The organism is Gordonia alkanivorans, from assembly GCF_004011905.1.
GTDB lineage: Bacteria > Actinomycetota > Actinomycetes > Mycobacteriales > Mycobacteriaceae > Gordonia > Gordonia alkanivorans.
The window spans coordinates 2236574-2256615 of sequence record NZ_CP027114.1; the positions used below are offsets into that span (position 1 = coordinate 2236574).

The following is a 20042-nucleotide window of genomic DNA, read 5'->3' on the forward strand; positions in this document are numbered from 1 at the left end:
CAATGACCAGGTCCAGGGGAGGACACATGCGAGACAACCACGTCCGGCTCCCGCACGGCGACCGCCTGCGCGACGTCAGTCCGGTGCTGGTCGCCCACGGCACCCGTAACCCGCACGGCGTCAACGTGATCGCCGAGATCGCCGAGGCTGTTGGCGCGCGGATCGGGCTCACCCGTACCGCCTTCGTCGACGTGCTCGGACCGACGCCCAGTGAGGTGATCGCCGATCTCGACAAGCCCGCGGTCCTGGTGCCGGCCTTCCTCGCATCGGGGTACCACGTTCGCAAGGACATCCCCGAACACGTCGCTCTGGGGGGTCGAACCGACACCGTCGTGACCCGTGCGCTCGGCCCCGACCCGTCGATCGCCGCGGTGGCGCGGCTCCGACTCGCCGAGGCCGGCTGGGAACCGGGCGACGCGGTGGTCCTGGCCGCCGCCGGATCGTCGGATCAGAGTGCTTGCGGCCAGGTGCATCTGGCTGCACGGCAACTCGAGTCGCTGATCGGCGGCCGCGTGGAGGTCGGGTTCATCACGACCGCGCAACCGTCGGTGCCCGAGGCGATCGAGAGGGCGCGCCGCACCGGACGCCGCGTCGTGGTCGCCAGTTACCTGCTCGCGCCGGGACTGTTCCACCAGCGGCTCGAGACCTACGGCGCCGACGCGGTGGCCGCGCCCCTCGGACCCGACCCGCGCATCGTCGACCTCATCGTCACGCGCATGCGTGCCGCGATCAGCCCGTACCGACGAACCCCGGTGCCGCGCCTCGTCTGACCCGTCGGCGCTAGGGGATGGCCCACCGGCACTCACGCAACCGGATTCGTCCGCCGACGATCGGAACGCCCTCCGCGGCAAGCCGTTCGAGCTGACGGTTCGCGAGATGAGGTGCGGGACGGCCGCTCGCGGGGACGACCCGATGCCACGGGAGGTCGGCGGTGTCGGTGCGCATGATCCAGCCGACGATACGGGGGCTGGACAACCCGGCCGCGCCGGCCAGGTCGCCGTAGGTGCTGACCTGACCGACCGGGATCTCCGCGACCAGGGCGCGGACGGCTTCCACCTGCTCCTCGGTGATCGTAGCCATCGGGGCCCTAGAGCAGGGAGCGGATCAGCGACGCGGACAATTCCGGTTCCAGGAACGGCACCATGTGCGCGCAGTCGACGTGGTGCACGGTCACGTCGTCACCGCGTTCGCTCGCGCAGGCCTCCAGGAACGCCGGCCGCACGAACGGCGGCTGCACCTGACCGGCGACGACGATGTGCGTCGGCACGCCCGGCGGCGGTAGGACTGCGGGCCTGGCCATCTCGCTCCACGACGCGGCGGCCGCGGGTGCGCTGACCCGCCAGCCCACCCGGCCGTGCGGGCGGGGGATGAGGTGCTCGGTGAGCTCGGCCTCGAGGATGTCGTCGGGCACGTCCGCCCAGCCCTCGGCGCGTTTGGCCGAGCGTGCGGCGTCGGCGCTCGCGTAGTCCCAGTTGTCGAGACTGTCGGTGGCGACCTGGAGCGCGAACTCGGGGTCGAGGCCCTGGGCGGGGTCGAGGAGGACGAGCCCCTTGACGGCGTCCGGCCGGCGGTTGGCCAGGTGTAGCGCCAGTGCACCGCCGAACGAGTGGCCCACGATGACGATCGGCCGCCCGGCCGGGACGTGATCGTCGAGCACGGCGGACAGTGCACGAACATGATGCTCGATGCTCCACGGCGGACGCCACGGCGAACGACCGTGGCCGATGAGATCGGGAGCGACGATGCGGACACCGTTCAGGTTCTGCGCCAGCGGCTCCCAGCGACGACCGTGGCCGGTGAGACCGTGGATCGCGAGGACCGTGTCGCCCTCCGCCGAGCGGCCGCCGAAGACATACGTGTTGAGAGCTGTCACCCGTCCATCCTGCCGTATGCGCGGGTCGCGAGCCCGACCCACCCGCACCGACACCTCGGGCCGCCGGAGTCGTCGGTGCCGCATGATTCGATGGAGCCCATGAGTCGGAAACCTGGCACCCAGGCGTCGCGCAGCGCCCTGCGCGCACGGCTCGTCGCGGCGCCCGAGGCCGCGGACCGTCCCCGTGAGTGGCCGCCGGCGATCGCGCAGGTCATCGACCCTGCAGACAGCATCCCGACCGGCGAGGAGGAGCAGGCGTGGCGTCCGGTCCGGGTCCACGGCGGACCGGGCAGCGGCAAGACCGCCCTGATCGTCGACGCGGCCGTCGCGCGTCTGCTCGATCCCGCGACCGATCCCGAATCGGTCCTGGTTCTGGCCTCGAGCCGCCGCGCGGCGGTCGCGTTGCGCGAGGAGATCACCCGGCGCGTGCTCTCGGCCAACGCGACCGGGCGGCGCGTGCTGGGCGGAGCGCTCCGCGAACCCCTCGTGCGCACCGTGCACTCCTACGCCTTCGCGATCCTGCGCCTCCAGGCGAGTGCGCACGGCAACCCGCCCCCGCGGCTCATCACCGGCTCCGAACAGGACGTCGTGCTGCGTGAGCTGCTGGCCGGCGACATCGAGGACGGTGCGGAGTACTGGCCCGCACATCTACGGCCGGCACTCGGCACCGACGGCTTCGCGCAGGCCCTGCGCGACCTGATGATGCGGGCCGCCGAACGCGGCGTCGGCCCGGAAGAACTCGCGGCGCTGGGTCGCGAACACAAACGCCCCGAGTGGACTGCCGCGGCCCGTGCCTACGCCCAGTACGAGCAGAACATGCTGCTGCGCGGCGCGGTCGGACTCGAGACGCCCGGTGCATCGGCACCGGCGGTCGATGCCGCCGAACTGATCGGTTCGGCGCTGTCGGCCTTCGCGACCGACCCCGAACTGCTCAGCGGCGAACGCCGCCGCATCCGCCACCTGCTCGTCGACGACGCGCAGCATCTGGATCCGCAGGCGGCACAGCTGATCCGGCTGGTCGGCACCGGCACCACCTCGACGATCATCGCGGCCGACACCGATCAGTCGGTCTTCGGATTCCGCGGGGCCAGCCCACGTTTCGCCGACGGGCTCGCCGAGGCGGGGTCCGAGCGCGACATCGTGCTCGAACACGACTTCCGCTCCCACCCCGATCTCGCGCGCCTGGGACGTGCGATCGCCGCACGGCTCCCCGGGGCGCGCCCGCACGCGTATCCGCAACCGGTGCAGACCGAATCCGCCGCCGGCGTGCCACGCGACGTCGCGGCGGTGCGCGTGTACGGCTCGGCGGCCAAGGAGGCCACCGCGATCGCCGATCTGCTGCGCCGCGCGCACCTGTTCGACGGCGTCCCGTGGTCGCAGATGGCCGTGATCGTCCGGTCGGTGTCCCTCGCCCTGCCTCCGCTGCGGCGCGCGTTCCGGTCGGCGGGTGTCCCGGTGACCACCCCGGCCAGCGACCTGCCGCTGCACCGCCAGCGTGCGGTGATCGCGCTGATGCTGGTGCTGCGCGTGGTCGCCGCCCGCCGCGAGGACCCGTCGACGCGGAGCGAGGCGACCCCGCAGCGGGAGCTGTTCACCACCGAGGACACGCTCACGTTGCTGTCCGGCCCGGTGGGAGCGGCCGATCCCGGCGCGATGCGACGCCTGCGGCGTGGCATCCGACGCCTCGACGAGAAGAACGACCCGACGGCTCAACCGGATTCGCTGACCTCGCTCACCCGCGCACTCCTCGACCCCGAGCTCGGTGCGCGGTACCGCCGTGCCCTGACCGAGACCGAGGCGGCGCCGCTGGCCCGCGTACTCGACGTCGTGGCCGCCGGGCAGCGGGCACATGATGCCGGCCGCGGCGTCGAGGAGACGCTGTGGGCGGCCTGGCAGGCCACCGGTCTGGAACGACGCTGGGCGGCGTCGGCGGTCCGGGGCGGCCCGGCCGGGGAGCAGGCCGACCGCGACCTCGATGCCGTGATGGCGATGTTCGAGGCGGCGGCCAACTTCGCCGACACCCTGCCCGCCGCCGGTCCGGCCGGATTCGTCCACTACCTCTCCCAGCTGCAGATTCCGCGTGACAGCCGAACCGCCACGGCGGCAAGCGAATCGGTGACCGTTCTGTCGGCGCACGCCGCGGTGGGCCGGGAGTGGGAGGTCGTCGCGGTCGCCGGGGTCCAGGACGGGCTGTGGCCGTCGCTACGCAGCCGGGGTGGCGTGCTCTCCACCGGCGCGCTGGTCGACATCCTCGACGGCATGGACGCCGGCGCGGTCGACACCGTCGCGCGCGGCGCCACCGCACTGGCCGACGAGCGGCGGCTGTTCCTGGTCGCCTGCACGCGTGCACGCAGCAGGCTCCTCGTCACGGCGGTGGAGGACGGCAGCGGCGACGCCTCGCCGTCCCGCTTCCTCACCGAACTGGCCGATCTCGTCGACGATCCCGACGACGAAGCGCCCCAGGCCGAGCTCCGGCTCGACCCCGGCGTGGACCGCGTGCTGTCGCTCCCGTCACTGGTCGCGACCCTGCGTTCGGTGGTCGTGGGCGGTGCCCACGAGCCCGATGACCGGACCCGGGCCGCCGCCCGCCTGCTCGCCGAACTCGCCGACTCCGACATCCCCGGCGCCCACCCGCGCGACTGGTTCGGGCTCGCCGAACCCAGCACCGACGCGCCGCTGTGGACGCCGGACACCGGACCCGTCGTGCTGTCGCCGTCGAATGTCGAGGCGTTGAACCGGTGTTCGCTGCGTTGGGTGCTGGAACGGAACGGCGGCCGAGACGGTGACGGTACGCCCGCGCTCACCGGCAGCCTGGTCCACACGCTCGTGCAGGCCGTTGCGGGACAGCTGGATCCGGCCGAGGTGACCGCGGCGCTGCGCGGGATCTGGGACCGGGTCGACACCGGTGCGGGCTGGTACTCGGCCCGGGAACTCGAACGCGCCGAGAGCATGCTCGGCCACTTCCGCGACTGGCTGCGGATCTCTCGTGCCGACCTCGAGGAGGTGGGTGTCGAATTGCCGGTCGACGCAACCGTTCCCGGCGGTCCCACCGGTGATCCCGACTCCGCGGATGCACCCGACGTGCGTCTGCGCGGCCGCGTCGACCGCCTCGAGACCGACTCGGCCGGACGCCCGGTGGTGGTCGACGTCAAGACGTCGAAGAACGCGATCACCAAGGCCGAGGCCGACGAGCACGCCCAGATGGCGGCCTATCAGGTCGCGCTGACCCACGGGGGAGTGCCGCAGTTCGGAGATGTCCCGCCGGGTGGCGCACGTCTGGTCTACGTGTCCACCGCGAACCGCAATTCCGGTGCGGCCGAACGTGTCCAGTCGCCGCTGACACCGGAGATGCTCGACGAGTGGATCGGCGTCGTGCGCCGGGCCGCGCGGGCGAGCATCGGCCCGACCTTCCACGCGACACCCAACCCGGGCTGCGTGCACTGCAACCTCACCACCAGCTGCCCCGCGAAGATCCCCGGAAAGGCGGTGACCGATGACTAGCGCACCGACGACCGGCCGGACGCTGATCGGCGCGAAATCGCTGGCCGCGGCGCTCGGCCTTCCCGACCCGACCCCGGAACAGGTCGCGGTCATCGAGGCGCCGGTCGAACCGATGCTCGTCGTCGCCGGTGCCGGTGCGGGCAAGACCGAGACGATGGCCTCGCGGGTGGTGTGGCTCGTCGCCAACCAGGTCGTGGCCCCCGACGAGATCCTCGGACTCACTTTCACGCGCAAGGCCGCCAGCGAGCTCGGCGCACGCATCCGGCGTCGCCTGTCCATGTTGTCGGGCGCGCCCGCACTGCGGACCTGGGACCCGGACGGGACGCTGGCCGCGCGCTTGCGCGGCGCGGACCCCGAGGTCAGCACCTATCACGCCTACGCCGGCCGGCTGATCGCCGACTACGGTCTGCTGCTGCCCGTCGAACCGTCGTCGACGCTGCTCACCGAGACCGAACTGTGGCAGCTCGCCTTCTCGCTCGTCTCGTCGTGGCCGGGGGAGCTGAACACCAAGAAGGTTCCCGCCGGCGTCACCGAGTCGGTCCTCAAGCTGTACGGCGAGATGTCCGAACATCTCGTCGACATCGACGATCTCACCGAGGCGGGGTCGCGACTGTACGAGCTCATCGACACCCTGCCGAAAGGACCCAAGCAGCGCGACAAGCCGACGCAGGCGCTGCTGAAGGTCAAGGAGGTCATCGACGAACGGCGCGAACTGATCCCGATGGTCATCGCCCTCGGCGAGACGATGCGGGCGCAGTCCTCACTCGACTTCGGCAGCCAGATGTCACTCGCCGCAAAGCTCGTCGTGTCCAACCCGGAGGTCGTGTCCGCCGAGCGCACGGCGTTCCGCGCGGTCCTCCTCGACGAGTACCAGGACACCGGACACTCGCAGCGCGTCTTGCTGTCGACCCTGTTCGGCGGCCACGACCCGTCGCGTGAGTCGGTCGCCGTCACCGCGGTCGGTGACCCGATCCAGTCGATCTACGGCTGGCGCGGCGCGTCGGCGGCGAATCTGCCGCGATTCGCCCGGGACTTCCCCCGCCCCGACGGCACGCCCGCCGAACGTCGCGAGCTCCTCACGAGCTGGCGCAACGCGGCGCAGGGCCTCCGCCTGGCCAACCAGATCTCGGAGGAACTGCGGCGCCGCGGCATCCCGGTCTCCATCCTTCGACCCCGCCCCGACGCTCCTCACGGCACCGCGACCATCGCCCTCACCGAGACCGTTCTCGACGAACGGAACTGGATCGCCGACGAGGTCGAGCGGCGCTATCGTGCGGCCGAGACCGCCGGTGAGGCACCGCCGACCACGGCGATCCTGGTGCGGCGCAACGAGGATTCGGCTCCGCTGGCTGCGGAGCTGGAGAGCCGCGGCATCCCCACCGAGGTCGTCGGTATCGGCGGGTTGCTGCACGTCCCGGAGATCGAGGACATCGTCGCGACCCTGCGCGTGATGGCCGACCCGATGGCCGGCACCGCGGTCATGCGGCTCCTCACCGGCGCCCGCTGGCGCCTGGGGGCCAAAGACCTTGCCGCCCTGTGGCGCCGGGCCACCACGCTCGCCGCCGAGAGTTACGCGGAGGCGGGTGGCGTCGTCACCAGCCGCGAGCAACTCGACGCCGCGCTCGACGCGGTGCTGCCCACCGAGATCGTCGATCGCGCCGGAATCGCCGACGCCGTCGTCGATCCGGGTGATCCGACCGACTACAGCCCGGAGGGATACGCCCGCATCCGGGCGTTCGGCGCGCAGCTCGAATCCCTTCGCCGCCGCATCGGACAACCACTGCCCGAACTCGTCGCCGATGTGGAGAACACCATCGGCGTGGGGGTCGAGGCGCAGATCCGGGCCCGGCGCATGCGCGGTGCGATCACCGGTCGTGAACACCTCGACGCCTTCGCCGACTACGTCAGCCACTACGCCGATCGTCCCGGCGCGAATCTGCCTGGGCTGCTGGCGTTCCTCGACGCCGCCGAGTCCATCGAGAAAGGTCTCGAACCCGGCAAGATCGAGGTCGCCGAACAGCGCGTGCAGATCCTCACCGTGCACGCGGCCAAGGGGCTGGAATGGGACGTCGTGGCGATCCCGCACCTGGCCAAGGGCATCTTCCCGAGCGCCAAGGCCGACACCACGTGGCTGGGCAGCGCGCGCGAGCTGCCCGCCGACCTGCGCGGCGACCTCGCGATCCCGGCCGAGTCGGCCGACGGCACGCCCGAGGGCTTCCCGCTGCTGAAGATCGACACCGTCGGCGACCGCAAGCAACTCGAGGACGCCCTGTCCGACCACAAGGCGGCGATCGGCGAACGACGCCTCGAGGAGGATCGGCGCCTGCTCTACGTCGCCCTCACCCGCGCACGGCACGACCTGCTGATCTCCGCCCACCACTGGTCGGAAACCGGCGACAAGCCGCGCGGCGGCTCGGATTTCTTCGACGAGCTGATGGTCGCCATCGACGAGGCGATCACCGATCCGGCCGTCGACTCGACCGGCCTGTCGATCGCGGTGCGCACCCCGCCGCCGGCCGAGGATGCGACCAATCCGCTTGCCGAACGCGTTGTGGCGCAGCCGTGGCCGCGTGATCCACTCGCCGGCCGGCGCGACGCGGTGCAGGCGGCCGCCGACCTCGTCCTCGACGCCATCACCGCCCGCGAGGCGCCCGCGCTGTTCGAGGCGCCGGACGCCTCGAACGGTCCGGAGATGCTGCCGATGCCGCCGGACCCGGAGGACGAGGTGGCGGCGTGGGAGGCGGAGGTGTCGGCCCTGCTGGCCGAACACCATCAGGCCAACCAGGCACTCGTCGAGGTGGCACTGCCGACGCACCTCTCGGTCAGCCAGCTCGTCGAACTCGACGCCGACGAGGCCGAGTTCGCCCGTCGGCTCCGCCGACCCACACCTTTTCGGCCCAACCCGATGGCGCGGCGCGGCACCGCATTCCACGCCTGGGTGGAACGCTGGTTCGGCGCGACCCGGCTGCTCGACATCGACGAACTGCCGGGCGCCGCCGACGCCACGGCCAGCCCGGACGCCGATCTCGACGCGCTCCGCGACGCTTTCCTCGCCTCGCGCTGGGCCAACCGCAGCCCCACGGAGGTGGAGGTGCCGTTCGAGACCGTGATCGGCGGCATCGTCGTGCGCGGCCGCATCGACGCGGTCTTCGCCGAGAAGGACGGGTCGTGGACGGTCGTCGACTGGAAGACCGGCGTCGTACCAGAACCGGCGAAACGGGAATCGCTGTTCATCCAGCTGGCCGCCTACCGGATCGCCTGGGCGCAGCTGGCCGGTGTGCCGGTGGAGAAGGTGCACGCAGCCTTCCACTACGTGCGTGACGGACACACCCTGGAGGCCGACGACCTGCCCGACGAGGCCACGCTCGCCGCCAAGCTCGCCAAATGAGCCCTCGCGCCGCCGGGTGGGTTACATTTCAGCGTGTGAGCGAACTCCAGGAGCGCAAGCGTGGCAGTGCGTAACCGCTTCCGCGGCCGCTTCGGATCAGACGCCGAACTGGCCAACCGGCCCGACCATGCACTGGTCGGCGTCGTCCGTATCCCCGAGCTGCAGCAGAGCCCCGCCCGCGCGATCGGACGCCGCGTGCTCTGGGCATGTCTCGCGCTGTTCTTCACCTCGGTGGTCGTCTGGCTCGATCGTGAGGGATATCGGGACGCGCAGAACAGCGAGCTGTCCTATCTGGACGCGCTGTACTACTCGGCGGTCACCCTGTCGACGACCGGCTACGGCGACATCACGCCGATCAGTCCCTTCGCCCGCTTCATCAACATCATCATCATCACGCCGCTGCGTGTGCTGTTCCTGATCGTGCTGATCGGCACCACCCTCGAGGTGCTCACCGAACGGTCCCGGCAGGCGCTCAAGATCCAGCGTTGGAGGAATTCCGTGCGCAATCACACCGTCGTCATCGGCTACGGCACCAAGGGCCGCACCGCGGTCGACGCCATGCGCGGCGACGGCATCAAGCCATCCGAGATCGTGGTCGTCGACTCCGATCCGACCGTGCTGGAGTCGGCCGCCTCCAACGGGCTGGTCACGGTCCGGGGCGACGCCACCAAGTCCGACGTGCTGCGCCTCGCCGGTGTCGCCCACGCCGCGAGCATCGTGGTCGCCACCAGTCGCGACGACACCGCCGTCCTGGCGACTCTCACCGCACGCGAGATCAACCCGCGGGCCAAGATCGTGGCGTCGATCCGGGAGTCGGAGAACACCCACCTCATGCGGCAGTCGGGCGCGAACTCGGTGGTGGTGTCCTCGGAGACGGCCGGGCGTCTGCTCGGCATCGCGACGATGACCCCGTCGGTGGTCGAGGTGATCGAGGATCTCCTCACTCCCGATGCGGGTTACGCCATCGCCGAACGCGAGGTCGACCCGACGGAGACCGGCGGCTCGCCCGCCCACACCCGCGACATCGTGCTCGGCGTCGTCCGCAACGGGGTGCTGCACCGCGTCGACGACAGCGAGGTCGAACAGATCGAGGTCGGCGATCGGCTGCTGTACGTCCGCAAGAGTCCCGGCGACGACTGAGCCCCGGAAACGACCGGCCGCGTCGCACCGAGTACCCCGCACCGACCACCGAAAAGGGACACACCGACGTGCACTTCGAACTGGTCCAACAGCCGCTGCTGTCGCGCGCGAGCTTCCACCGCGCCGACGAGATCCGCGACGACGCCGAGCGGATGCTGGCGGGGTGGCCACAGGCGAAGGTACTGCTCATCGACTCCAACGGTCGGTACCCGGTCGGGGAGTCCGGTGTGCTGCACTGGGTTCCGGCGACCACCGTCGCCGATGCGCCGCCTGCCGACGCGGTGATCCTCGGCATCGTGGACGGCGTCGACCGGTGGGCGCGCCGCGTCGACCACATCGACGGACCCACCGACGACGCGCGTCGTGGCGCGGTATATCTGACGCCGGACGAGGCGGGCCTGCTCGTCACTGCGCTGGGAATCCTTAATTGGCATGAGACGGCAAGTCATTCGCCGGTCGACGGGTCGGCGACCCAGCCGGCGCGTGGCGGTTGGGTGCGTCGGAGCGTCCAGTCCGGCCGGGACGAGTTCCCGCGCACCGATCCTGCCATCATCACCGTGGTCCACGACGGCGCCGACCGGATCCTGTTGGGACGCCAGGCCGTCTGGCCCGATGGCTGGTATTCGACGCTCGCCGGGTTCGTCGAACCGGGGGAGTCGCTCGAACAATGTGTACTGCGCGAGGTACACGAAGAGGTCGGCATCGTGGTTCGCGAACCGCGCTACCTGGGCAGTCAGCCGTGGCCGTTCCCTCGCTCGCTGATGCTCGGCTTCGCCGCGATCGGCGATCCCGCCGACGAACTCGCCTTTCTCGACGGTGAGATCGGCGATGCGCAGTGGTTCCATCGCGACGAGGTGCGCGAGGCGTTGTCGCGGGACGGGTGGACGCGTGCCGACCCCGGGCCCGACGGCGAGGCGCCCCGGTTGCAGCTGCCCGGATCGATCTCCATCGCACGCACGCTGATCGAGTCCTGGGCCGCGGCCCGGTAACCACGCCGCGCACCCCGGAGACGAGAAACCCGGGTCCGGCGAGGGCCGGCCCGGGTTTCAGGTCACGAGATCAGACGCCGAGCTTCTTCTTGACCTCGGCGATCGAGGGATTGGTCGCGGTCGTGCCGTCGGCGTAGAGCACGGTCGGGACGACGTGGTTGCCGCCGTTGACGCTGCCCACGAAATCGGCGGCATCCGGGTTCAGCTCGATGTCGATCTCCTGCCAGGGGATACCACTCGCCTTCAGTCCGGTCTTCAGGCGGGCGCAGTAACCACACCACGAGGTGGTGTACATGGTCAGTTCGCCGGTGTCGGAGTTACGGGCGCCGGCCTCGTCGTCGATCACGTTGCTCATGACTGCCATAACACCACGCATGCGCGGGCTGTTCCCGCCGGCGCATGCGATCGACGACGTGGGACGCGTCACCCACAAGCCCGATCGCCGGTCCGAAAGAGCGTCGGTGGGTGGTGACATAGTGGAGTCCGTGCGCCACCCGACCTTCCCCGCGAACCCCGATGCCCGCTCCCGCGATGCCGGCGCGGTCGAGGGACTCGACCCGGAGCAGTCCGCGGCCGTCCTCGCACCGCGCGGCCCGGTATGTGTGCTGGCCGGCGCGGGTACGGGCAAGACGCGCACCATCACGCGCCGCATCGCCCACCTCGTCGACACCGGGCAGGTGAATCCCGGCCAGGTCCTCGCGGTCACGTTCACCGCCCGCGCGGCGGGTGAGATGCGGACCCGGTTGCGGAGCCTCGGCGTCGGCGGCGCCACCGGCAACGTCGCCGCCCAGACCTTCCATGCCGCGGCGATGCGGCAGCTGCGCTACTTCTGGCCGCGCGCCTTCGGTGATGCCCGGTGGGAGCTGCTCGACAACAAGTTCCCGCTCATCTCGCGCGCCGCGCGCCGCGCCGGACTCGACACCGCGACCGACACCCTGCGCGACCTGTCGTCGGAGATCGAATGGGCCAAGGCCACGCTGATCTCGCCGGAGAACTACGTCGAGGCGGTCGGGCGCCTCGGACGCGAGTCACCCGCGCCCCCGCAGAAGGTCGCCGCGGTGTACGGCCATTACGAGGACTCCAAGGTCTCGCCGGACGGCGATCGCCTTCTCGACTTCGACGACATGCTCATCTACATGACGCAGATCCTGACCATCGAACCCGGCGCGGCCGACGAGTTCCGCTCGCGTTACCGGTGTTTCGTCGTCGACGAGTACCAGGACGTGACGCCCGTCCAGCAGGGTCTTCTGGACGCCTGGCTCGGCGAGCGCGACGACCTGACGGTCGTCGGCGACGCCAATCAGACGATCTACACGTTCACCGGCGCGTCCCCGAACTACCTGCTCGACTTCAGCCGCCGCTTCCCGGAGGCGACGGTCGTCCGGCTGGAACGCGACTACCGGTCCACGCCCGAAGTCGTCGACCTCGCCAATCGCGTGATCGGCGCCGCGCGCGGGCGCATCGCCGGCACCCGGCTCCGTCTCATCGGCCAGCGCCCGTCCGGTCCGCAGCCGCAGTTCGCCGAGTACGACGACGAGCCGGCCGCCGCCACGTCGATCGCGATCGAGATCAAGCACCTCATCAAGGCGGGTGTCGCGCCGTCGGAGATCGCGATCCTCTACCGCGTCAACGCCCAGTCGGAGAACTACGAGCAGGCGCTGACCGAGGCCGGCATCCCGTATCAGGTGCGCGGTGGCGAGGCGTTCTTCGCGCGGACCGAGGTGCGTCAGGCGATGCGGCAGATCGCGACGGTGGCCAACCGCGAGGTGAAGCCCGGTGTGACGACGATCGACGTCGTGCGCGCGGTCCTCGGCGAACTCGGGCTCACCGAGGAGGAACCGTCGGGTGCGCAGGCGCGCGCCCGGTGGGAGTCGCTGAAGGCGCTGGTGCAGCTCACCGAGGACATGGTCGCCGAGAACCCCGATCTCACGTTGCCGCAGCTGTCCGCAGAACTCACGACCCGGTCCGAGGCTCGCCACCCGCCGACGGTCCAGGGCGTCACCCTGTCGTCGCTGCACGCGGCCAAGGGACTCGAATGGGATGCGGTCTTCCTGGTGGGGCTGACCGACGGATCGTTGCCGATCAGTCAGGCCATCAAGGGTTCGTGGGAGGACGTCGAGGAGGAGCGCCGACTGTTCTACGTGGGCGTGACGCGTGCCCGCGAGCACCTACATCTGTCGTGGGCCCTCGCCCGCAACGAGGGTGGCCGCGCCCGTCGTCGGTCCCGATTCCTGACCGATCTCATCCCCGACGATTCGCCGGCCTCGAAGATCGCGAAAGAACGTACGCCCCGCAAGGGACCCACATGCCGCGTCTGCGGCTCGCGGTTGATGGATTCGACGGCGACGCTGCTCGGTCGGTGCGCGGGGTGTCCGTCGGACCTGGACGAGAACCTCCTGGTCGCACTCAAGGAGTGGCGCCGGGCCCGCGCCCAGGCGAAAAAGGTCCCGCCCTTCGTGGTCTTCTCCGACAAGACGCTCACCGCGATCGCCGAACAACGGCCCACGGACACCGCTGCGCTGGTGTCGATCTCGGGGATCGGGGCGCAGAAACTCGACGAGTACGGCGAGGATCTCCTCGATCTCGTCAAAACCGCAGGTCAAAAATAGGTTGTGCGCTTTCTGGCGTACCGTTTAGGCTGATCTCCGTCAGCACACGGGTGGGAAACACTCTTGTGCCCACCAGGAGCCCATCGCTCATGTGGGAGCCATCGAGAAGAGAGAGGAGCGGATCAGTGAACGGAAGCACCGTGAACCAGGCCGGCATCGCCGTGCCTGCGGCCAAGCCGAATCAGGCACACGCCGTCGTTCTGCGCGCCCGTCGCAACCGCTCCTGGCTGCCTGCAGTCTGCGCACGTCCGGTCGCCACTCGCGCGACCATTCCGGCACCGCCGGCCGACGCAGCGGCCCTCCCGGCGATCGCACAGCCCGCAGCGGCAGTGCATCCGGCAGCAGTCGCCGCGGCGGCAGCAGCGCACGTAGCGCCGCCGGCAACAGCTGCAGCAGCCCCCGCGCCGCATGGGTTCCCCGTACCGACACCGATTCTCCGGAGTTAGACCTCCGAGAACTTCGGGCCACGGGCGAATCGCAGAGGCGAAACCCGTGGCCCTCTTTTTTGTCACCGAGCATCATCCCGGCAGGGATTCTCGGACCGGCAGCCACATCGAGGACATGGGTCACCAATCCCAAACGAGCAGATGTGGAGAAACCAATGACTGTCGATTGCGTACTCGAGTCCTGTCTCTCGGCGGACCGCGCAGCGACCGCCCAGCTCGACCTTCCCTGCCAGGTGGCCGACGCCGACCTGTGGTTCGCCGACAATCCCCGCGACCTCGAGCGTGCCAAGGCCATGTGTGCCGACTGCCCGCTGAAGACCCAGTGCTTGCAGGCGGCCCTGGATCGCGCCGAGCCCTGGGGCGTGTGGGGCGGCGAGATCTTCGAACGCGGCGCGGTGATCGCACGCAAGCGGCCTCGCGGCCGGCCGCGGAAGAACGCAGCCTGAGACAGAGAACAGCGACGCCGCGAGCAGTTGCTCGCGGCGTCGCTGTTCTCTGTCGGGGGATCAGTCGCCCAGACCGGGCACCCATTCCTCCATGATGGCGCGGTACGGTGCGTGCGCCTCGAGCTGCGAGGCGATCCCGACACAGCCGCCGAGCACACGGAACACCATCACGAACCGCTTGGGCACGTTGAGGTTCCGCGAAGTCTTGTAGACCTCGCCGCGCACGTCGGTCGCCTTGCCCGCGGCACGCTGCATCCACTTGCGTGTGAAGTGGAACGACTCGGAGTACAGCGGGTCGACGTACGGCCGCAGGTACGCCTCGAGGTCGGCGCTGGTGACCTTCGACGCATGCGACGGGCGGATGAACTCCGCCTCGACCATCAGTTCCTTGAGTTCGTCGTACTTCTTGTCGCGGGCGAGTCGCAGGATCGGCCCGGTCTCCGGAGGCAGTCCGCCGGGGTAGTGGCCGACCGCACCGAAGTCGAGGACGCCGAACCGGCCGTCATCGGCGATGAAGAAGTTGCCCGGATGCGGATCGCCGTGGAGCAAGCCGACCCGGTAGGGCGAGCTGACCTCGAACTCGGCCATCTTCGCGGCCGCGTTGTCGCGGGTCTTCTGGTCGCCGGTCGTGATGACCTTCGACAGCGCGACCCCGTCGACCCACTCCGAGACCACGACCTTGGGTGCGCTCGCGATCACCTTGGGGATCAGGAAGTCCGGATGCCCGTCGTACACCTTGGCGAAGGCCCGCTGGTTCTCGGCTTCGCCGAGGTAGTCGAGTTCGGCCTCGGTGCGGTCGATGAGTTCGTCCATCATCGCCTTGACGTCGGTGCCCGGCGACAGCCGCTGCAGCAGTCCCGACATGCGCGACAACGTCTTCAGGTCCGCCTTGAGCGCGTGGTCGGCGCCCGGGTACTGGACCTTGACTGCGACCTCGCGCCCGTCGGACCACACACCCTTGTGCACCTGGCCGATTGACGCCGACGCCGCCGGCTCGTCGGAGAACTCCTTGAAGCGCTCACGCCAGCGGGTACCGAGCTGCTGGTCGAGCACCTTGTGGACCTTGTCGGCCGACATCGGCGGTGCTTCCGCCTGGAGCTTGGTGAGTGCCTCCCGGAACGGTTCACCGAATTCGTCGGGGATCGCGGCTTCCATGATCGACAGCGCCTGGCCCACCTTCATGGCGCCGCCCTTGAGCTCACCGAGGACCGCGAACAGCTGTTCCGCGGACTTCTCGAGGAGTTCCTGGTTGACCTCGTCCTTGTCTTTGCCGACCATGCGCTTGCCGAGCCCCGCCGCCGCACGTCCGGCCATACCGATGGGGAGAGAAGCCAACTTCGCGTTGCGACGACCCTGCCCCCGAGTGATGTCGGTCATAGCATCCTTTCCGCGTCACACAATAGACGACTTGAGCTGTTCGTCTCGCATCGCACGACAATCGCAGCTCGGGTGGGGTAACCATTCTCGGCGGTCCACTCGCACAGGATCATCGCGGAACTCCAATACCTGATTCAACAACTGCGGCGTGCCCCGCGCTGCGGCGGGGGAGGGCCGACGCAGCGCAGTGACCAGACGTTCGATCTGCCCGTGCGCGATCGCGGCGGTAGGCCGCACGATCGCGGGGTCGGGATCGCCGGGCGCGCGGATGAGCTGCACCGCCATCATCGGCCATTCCGGGTCGGCGTCCGAGCGATGGTGATCGGCGCACATCAGACAGCTCGACAGTCCCGGCAGGACGAGAGGGCCGACGATCCCGACGCCGTCGCGCGCCCGGACCAGCAGATGCGGAATCCGGGCCCTCGTCAGGGCGAAGACGACCCGTGGGTCGTGGACGAGGAAGTCGCTGAGGATCACGAGTCTGGTGTCGACGGTGTCGAGCGAGCCGTCGGCGCGTCGGCGCATCGTCCGCTGGACGTGCAGGCCCTGCGCCCGCAAGGACGCACCCAAGAGATCCGACAAAGGTCCCTGACCGTGGATCTGTATCCGGAACTCGGTCGGATCCGGACTCGCCGACGATGTGTCGGCCTCGCCACCCGTGATCGTCCGCCCGGCCGCGGTCAGACCGTCTAGGAGCGTCCGGATCTCGTCGTCGGCGAGCCCGGCCGCCGACGCCCGACGGATGAGTAGTTCCGGCGTGCACGGGCGTTCCAGCGTCCGCAGCATCGCCGCGACCGAATGCGCCGAGATCGCGTCGTCGAGCTCGATGAGCACGCTGCCGGCCGGATCGATCCCCACATGCACCCGGTTGCCAGGCCGCACCAGGATCGATGTTCCCGGCCGGATGCGCGGGACCGTGATGGACATGACGCAACTCTGCCAGCGAAAACACCTCGCCGAGGTCGGTCGGGCCGGTTATCCACAACATGGGCGCGTACGGCGTCGACTGTGGAGTTATGAGCCGGCCTGACCGCTCTGTCCGTTCGGCCCGTCGTCCCCGGACTCGGTGTCGTCCTGTTCGGCGAGAGACTTCTCGAGCTGCGCGATGGCGTCGTCGAGTTCGGTGTCCTTGTGCAGGAGACGGTCGATGAATGCGGCCGGGTTGTCCAGATCGTCGGAGTCGGGCAGCAGGTCGGGGTGCGCCCAGACGCCGTCGCGGGTCGACAGATCGGTGGCCTCGAAGACCCGGCGCCACAGCTCTGATGCCTCACGCACCTTGCGCGGACGCAGTTCCAGGCCGACGAGGGTCGCGAAGGTCTGCTCGGCGGGGCCGCCCGAAGCGCGGCGTCGGCGGATGGTCTCGGTCAGTGCGCCGGTGCTCGGGATGCGGTCGCCGAGTGCCCGGGTCACGACCTGCTCCACCCAGCCCTCGACGAGAGCCAGGAGCGTCTCGAGGCGGCCGAGCGCGGCCTTCTGCTCGGGCGTGGTGGTCGGCTCGAACGACGTCGACGAGCTGATGAGCTCCTCGAGCTTCGACGGATCCGACAGCAGTTCGGTGGGATCGATGTTCGCCGTGGCGTCGGTGATCCCGCTGAAGTCGATGCTGATCCCGCGTGCGTACTCCTCGACCGTCGACAACAGGCGCTGACGCAACCAGCCGACGTGCGTGAAGAGCCGGACGTGCGCGGCCTCGCGCGCGGCGAGGAAGACGATGATCTCCTGGCCGGGCTGCTCCAGACCTTCGGCGAACTTCGCGATCGCCTCGGGGAGCAGGACCGCGATGCCCTCGGGTGCCAGCGGCAGACCGATGTCGGTGGAGGTGAGCACCTCCTTGGCGAGCTGACCGAGACCCTGGCCGAGCTGCGTCCCGAAGGCCATTCCGCTCATCTGCGTCAGCATGCCCAGCATCGGGCCGGCGAACTGCGCGGCCTCGGCGGGGAGGTTGTCCTGCCAGGTGCGCGCGAGCTGCTCGGCGACCGGGTTGCACAGACCCTTCCAGGTGTCCATCGACTCCTCGAGCCACTGCACCGGGGTCCACGCGACGGTCTGGGTGACGCCACTGGGGAAGGTCGTCGCGTCGTCGAGCCAGACGTCGGCCAGTCGCACGGCATCTGCCGACGCCGAGGTCTCCTTCTCCAGGATCGGTGTGAACGAACCGATCTGCTGGCGGGCGAGATTGGTGGCGACCTGATAGTTCACCGGACCGCCGCCGCCACCGGCCATCCCGGCGCCCATACCGCTGAACATGCTGCCGAGTTGGGAGAACATCTGGCCGAGCATGTTCGGGTCGAGGTTCGACGGGTCGAAGTCGCCGAAGCCCTGGCCGCCGCCGGAACCCTGTCCGCCCATTGCGAATCCGAACGGGTTGGCGCCACCGAAGGGGTTGCCGGGGTTGTCGCCCGGCTTGTCCCTGTCGCCGCTGTTCTTGTCGCGGTCGTCGTCGCCGTTGCCGGACGCCGAGAAGCCGAAGGGCAGATCACTCATACGTCCACCGTACCGCCCGGACAGGCGCGTTCACGGCGTCGGATGTTCGCCGTGCGCGTAGCGACGCCGGGACCGTCCCCGGAGGTCGGGGCACTATCGTGTGCGGAATGAGTTCGAGCCCTCGCTTCCGCCGGATCGCCACCGCTGCGGTCAGTGCCCTGGTGTTGCTGGCGTTGCTCGTCGTCGGCACGCAGGTGCAGGTGCCCTACGCCGCGCTCGGTCCCGGTCCGACGCTGAACACGCTGGGCATGACGAAGGTCGAGCAGGACGGCAAGGTCGTCGAACGCAGGGTCGTACAGATCGATGGTGCCCCCGTCGACAAGACCACCGGCAACCTCAACCTGACGACGGTGTCGGTCAGCGACGGGCTCACACTCTTCGACGCACTGGGCATGTGGCTGTCCGGGAAGTACGCGCTGACCCCACGTGACGAGGTGTATCCGCCGGACCGCACCACCGAGCAGGTGCAGGAGGAGAACGCCCTGCAGATGACCGGATCGGAGGAGAACGCCACCGTCGCGGCGCTGCGTTTCCTCGACCGTCCCACGGTCCTGCGGATCGCCGGTGTGGGCGCCGAGGGCCCGTCGGCCGGTGTCCTGCAGGCCGGTGACGTGGTCACCCGGGCCGGGGGCGTCGAGGTCGAGACGAGCGAGGAACTGCGCGACGTCGTCTCGAAGAACCCGCCGGGCACGGTGCTGCCGCTGGAGATCGTGCGACAGGGCACGCCGCAGACGGTGAGCGTCACGCTCACCGCGCATCCCGACGACGCGAAGGCCGGATTCCTCGGGGTCGCGGCCGAGGTCGCCAATGCCGACCCGTCGCTGAAGGTCACCTACACCGTCGGCGACATCGGCGGGCCGTCGGCGGGCATGATGCTGGCGCTGTCGGTCATCGATCAGCTGAGCCCGGGCGAACTGACCCACGGCAAGTTCATCGCGGGAACCGGCACGATCACCGCAGACGGGGACGTCGGGCCGATCGGCGGCATCACCCACAAGACCCGAGCCGCGCACGACGCCGGTGCCACGGTGTTCCTCGTCCCGGCCCGCAACTGTGCGGAGGCCGTCTCCGACCGTCCCGACGGCCTCGAACTGGTGAAGGTCGAGACGCTCGACGGCGCGGTCGAGGCGCTGGATGCGGTCGGCGAAGGTCGTCCTGCCCCGACCTGCTGAGTCGGCCGAACTCGGTCCGGCGGTTCAGGCCCCGGGGTCGTCGGGAGTGAAGGTACCGGCGAGCGCCGCGCGCAGCTCGGTCCCGAGCTGCGGATGCGTGAGGGTCTCGATCTCCTCGCCGGGCTGATGGCGTAGCCGCATGATCGCGAGGTCCGGGCCGCCGCGCAGCACGCCCGCCACCAGACGCGCCTGCTCCGACGCGCCATCCGAATCGCCTGCGGCGGGGTCGGTTCCGTCCACGACGTAGCGCGGCGTGCCGTCATCGCCGGGCGCCGGGGGAGCGACCACGATCTCGATGGCCACCGCGGCGCCGGCGACCGCCTCCGGCCAGACCGCCGAGGCGAGGAACGCGTCGAGGTCGGGGCACTCCTGCTCGATCGGCGTGAGGACGGAATCGGCGCCGTCTCCGAGAACGTCCGGTGCCTGCTGCGCCAGGACCGCGGTCGGTGCGAGGGCGAACACCGACGGCTCCTGGCCCCAGCCCGCGGCGTCGACGTGGTCGAGGATCTCGCTCAGCGCGCTCCCGAGGTCGTCGGTGGAGAAACCGCGGGGCGTCGAAGGGGGTGTTTTGGGGTCGGACACCCGCCCATCTTGCCCCGACGAGGCCCGTACCACGA

The 20042-nt window shown here is 70.1% G+C and carries 16 protein-coding genes; 9 read left to right on the forward strand and 7 right to left on the reverse strand.

The window, feature by feature from the left end; all coding sequences use genetic code 11:
- Window positions 1–26: 26 nt before the first annotated feature.
- The gene (locus tag C5O27_RS09970; protein WP_006360080.1) at window positions 27–770 is read left to right on the forward strand and encodes a sirohydrochlorin chelatase; all 744 of its coding nucleotides are present in this window, start codon (window positions 27–29) and stop codon (window positions 768–770) included.
- A 10-nt stretch (window positions 771–780) separates the two neighbouring features.
- Here C5O27_RS09970 and C5O27_RS09975 read toward each other — a convergent pair whose 3' ends face one another.
- Window positions 781–1080 carry an MGMT family protein gene (locus C5O27_RS09975; protein WP_127962615.1) on the reverse strand — a complete coding sequence of 100 codons (300 nt, stop codon included), beginning with the start codon at window positions 1078–1080 and terminating at the stop codon, window positions 781–783.
- 7 nt (window positions 1081–1087) lie between these two features.
- Entirely contained in the window at window positions 1088–1873 is a 786-nt protein-coding gene (locus C5O27_RS09980; protein WP_127962616.1) for an alpha/beta hydrolase, read from the reverse strand.
- 99 nt (window positions 1874–1972) lie between these two features.
- Between C5O27_RS09980 and C5O27_RS09985 the strand changes: the two genes are divergently transcribed.
- The 4 genes from C5O27_RS09985 to nudC all read left to right on the forward strand — a co-directional run bounded on the left by C5O27_RS09985 (window position 1973) and on the right by nudC (window position 10891).
- Window positions 1973–5374 carry an ATP-dependent helicase gene (locus tag C5O27_RS09985; RefSeq protein WP_127962617.1) on the forward strand — a complete coding sequence of 1134 codons (3402 nt, stop codon included), beginning with the start codon at window positions 1973–1975 and terminating at the stop codon, window positions 5372–5374.
- Window positions 5367–8762 (forward strand): ATP-dependent helicase, encoded by a 3396-nt coding sequence (locus C5O27_RS09990; protein WP_127962618.1) that lies wholly within the window; start codon window positions 5367–5369, stop codon window positions 8760–8762. Before C5O27_RS09985 ends, C5O27_RS09990 begins: the two co-directional genes overlap by 8 nt.
- Before the next feature lie 60 nt (window positions 8763–8822).
- Window positions 8823–9902 carry a potassium channel family protein gene (locus tag C5O27_RS09995; RefSeq protein WP_006360075.1) on the forward strand — a complete coding sequence of 360 codons (1080 nt, stop codon included), beginning with the start codon at window positions 8823–8825 and terminating at the stop codon, window positions 9900–9902.
- 68 nt (window positions 9903–9970) lie between these two features.
- The gene (gene nudC / locus C5O27_RS10000) at window positions 9971–10891 is read left to right on the forward strand and encodes an NAD(+) diphosphatase (RefSeq protein ID WP_006360074.1); all 921 of its coding nucleotides are present in this window, start codon (window positions 9971–9973) and stop codon (window positions 10889–10891) included.
- A gap of 70 nt (window positions 10892–10961) precedes the next feature.
- Here the strand turns inward: nudC and C5O27_RS10005 are convergent, their stop codons facing one another.
- A complete protein-coding gene (locus tag C5O27_RS10005; RefSeq protein WP_006360073.1) occupies window positions 10962–11246 on the reverse strand; it encodes a mycoredoxin in 285 nt (94 codons plus the stop codon).
- Between the two features lie 121 nt (window positions 11247–11367).
- On the opposite strand from C5O27_RS10005, the gene C5O27_RS10010 reads away from it, so the two are divergent.
- The 3 genes from C5O27_RS10010 to C5O27_RS10020 all read left to right on the forward strand — a co-directional run bounded on the left by C5O27_RS10010 (window position 11368) and on the right by C5O27_RS10020 (window position 14392).
- The gene (locus C5O27_RS10010) at window positions 11368–13500 is read left to right on the forward strand and encodes an ATP-dependent DNA helicase UvrD2 (protein ID WP_035755206.1); all 2133 of its coding nucleotides are present in this window, start codon (window positions 11368–11370) and stop codon (window positions 13498–13500) included.
- A gap of 125 nt (window positions 13501–13625) precedes the next feature.
- The gene (locus C5O27_RS10015) at window positions 13626–13946 is read left to right on the forward strand and encodes a hypothetical protein (RefSeq protein WP_006360071.1); all 321 of its coding nucleotides are present in this window, start codon (window positions 13626–13628) and stop codon (window positions 13944–13946) included.
- A 155-nt stretch (window positions 13947–14101) separates the two neighbouring features.
- Window positions 14102–14392 carry a WhiB family transcriptional regulator gene (locus C5O27_RS10020; protein WP_006360070.1) on the forward strand — a complete coding sequence of 97 codons (291 nt, stop codon included), beginning with the start codon at window positions 14102–14104 and terminating at the stop codon, window positions 14390–14392.
- A 60-nt stretch (window positions 14393–14452) separates the two neighbouring features.
- Here C5O27_RS10020 and C5O27_RS10025 read toward each other — a convergent pair whose 3' ends face one another.
- From C5O27_RS10025 to C5O27_RS10035, 3 genes are all read right to left on the reverse strand, one after another.
- A complete protein-coding gene (locus tag C5O27_RS10025) occupies window positions 14453–15769 on the reverse strand; it encodes an ABC1 kinase family protein (RefSeq protein WP_035755148.1) in 1317 nt (438 codons plus the stop codon).
- 15 nt (window positions 15770–15784) lie between these two features.
- Complete coding sequence (locus C5O27_RS10030) at window positions 15785–16696, reverse strand: hypothetical protein (protein ID WP_042377333.1); 912 nt, start codon at window positions 16694–16696, stop codon at window positions 15785–15787.
- 87 nt (window positions 16697–16783) lie between these two features.
- Window positions 16784–18253 carry a zinc-dependent metalloprotease gene (locus C5O27_RS10035; protein WP_127962619.1) on the reverse strand — a complete coding sequence of 490 codons (1470 nt, stop codon included), beginning with the start codon at window positions 18251–18253 and terminating at the stop codon, window positions 16784–16786.
- Between the two features lie 107 nt (window positions 18254–18360).
- Between C5O27_RS10035 and C5O27_RS10040 the strand changes: the two genes are divergently transcribed.
- The gene (locus C5O27_RS10040) at window positions 18361–19425 is read left to right on the forward strand and encodes a YlbL family protein (RefSeq protein WP_075863897.1); all 1065 of its coding nucleotides are present in this window, start codon (window positions 18361–18363) and stop codon (window positions 19423–19425) included.
- Window positions 19426–19449: 24 nt separating this feature from the next.
- On the opposite strand, the gene C5O27_RS10045 is transcribed toward C5O27_RS10040, so the two are convergent.
- A complete protein-coding gene (locus tag C5O27_RS10045) occupies window positions 19450–20007 on the reverse strand; it encodes a PPA1309 family protein (protein ID WP_127962620.1) in 558 nt (185 codons plus the stop codon).
- Between the last annotated feature and the right edge of the window lie 35 nt (window positions 20008–20042).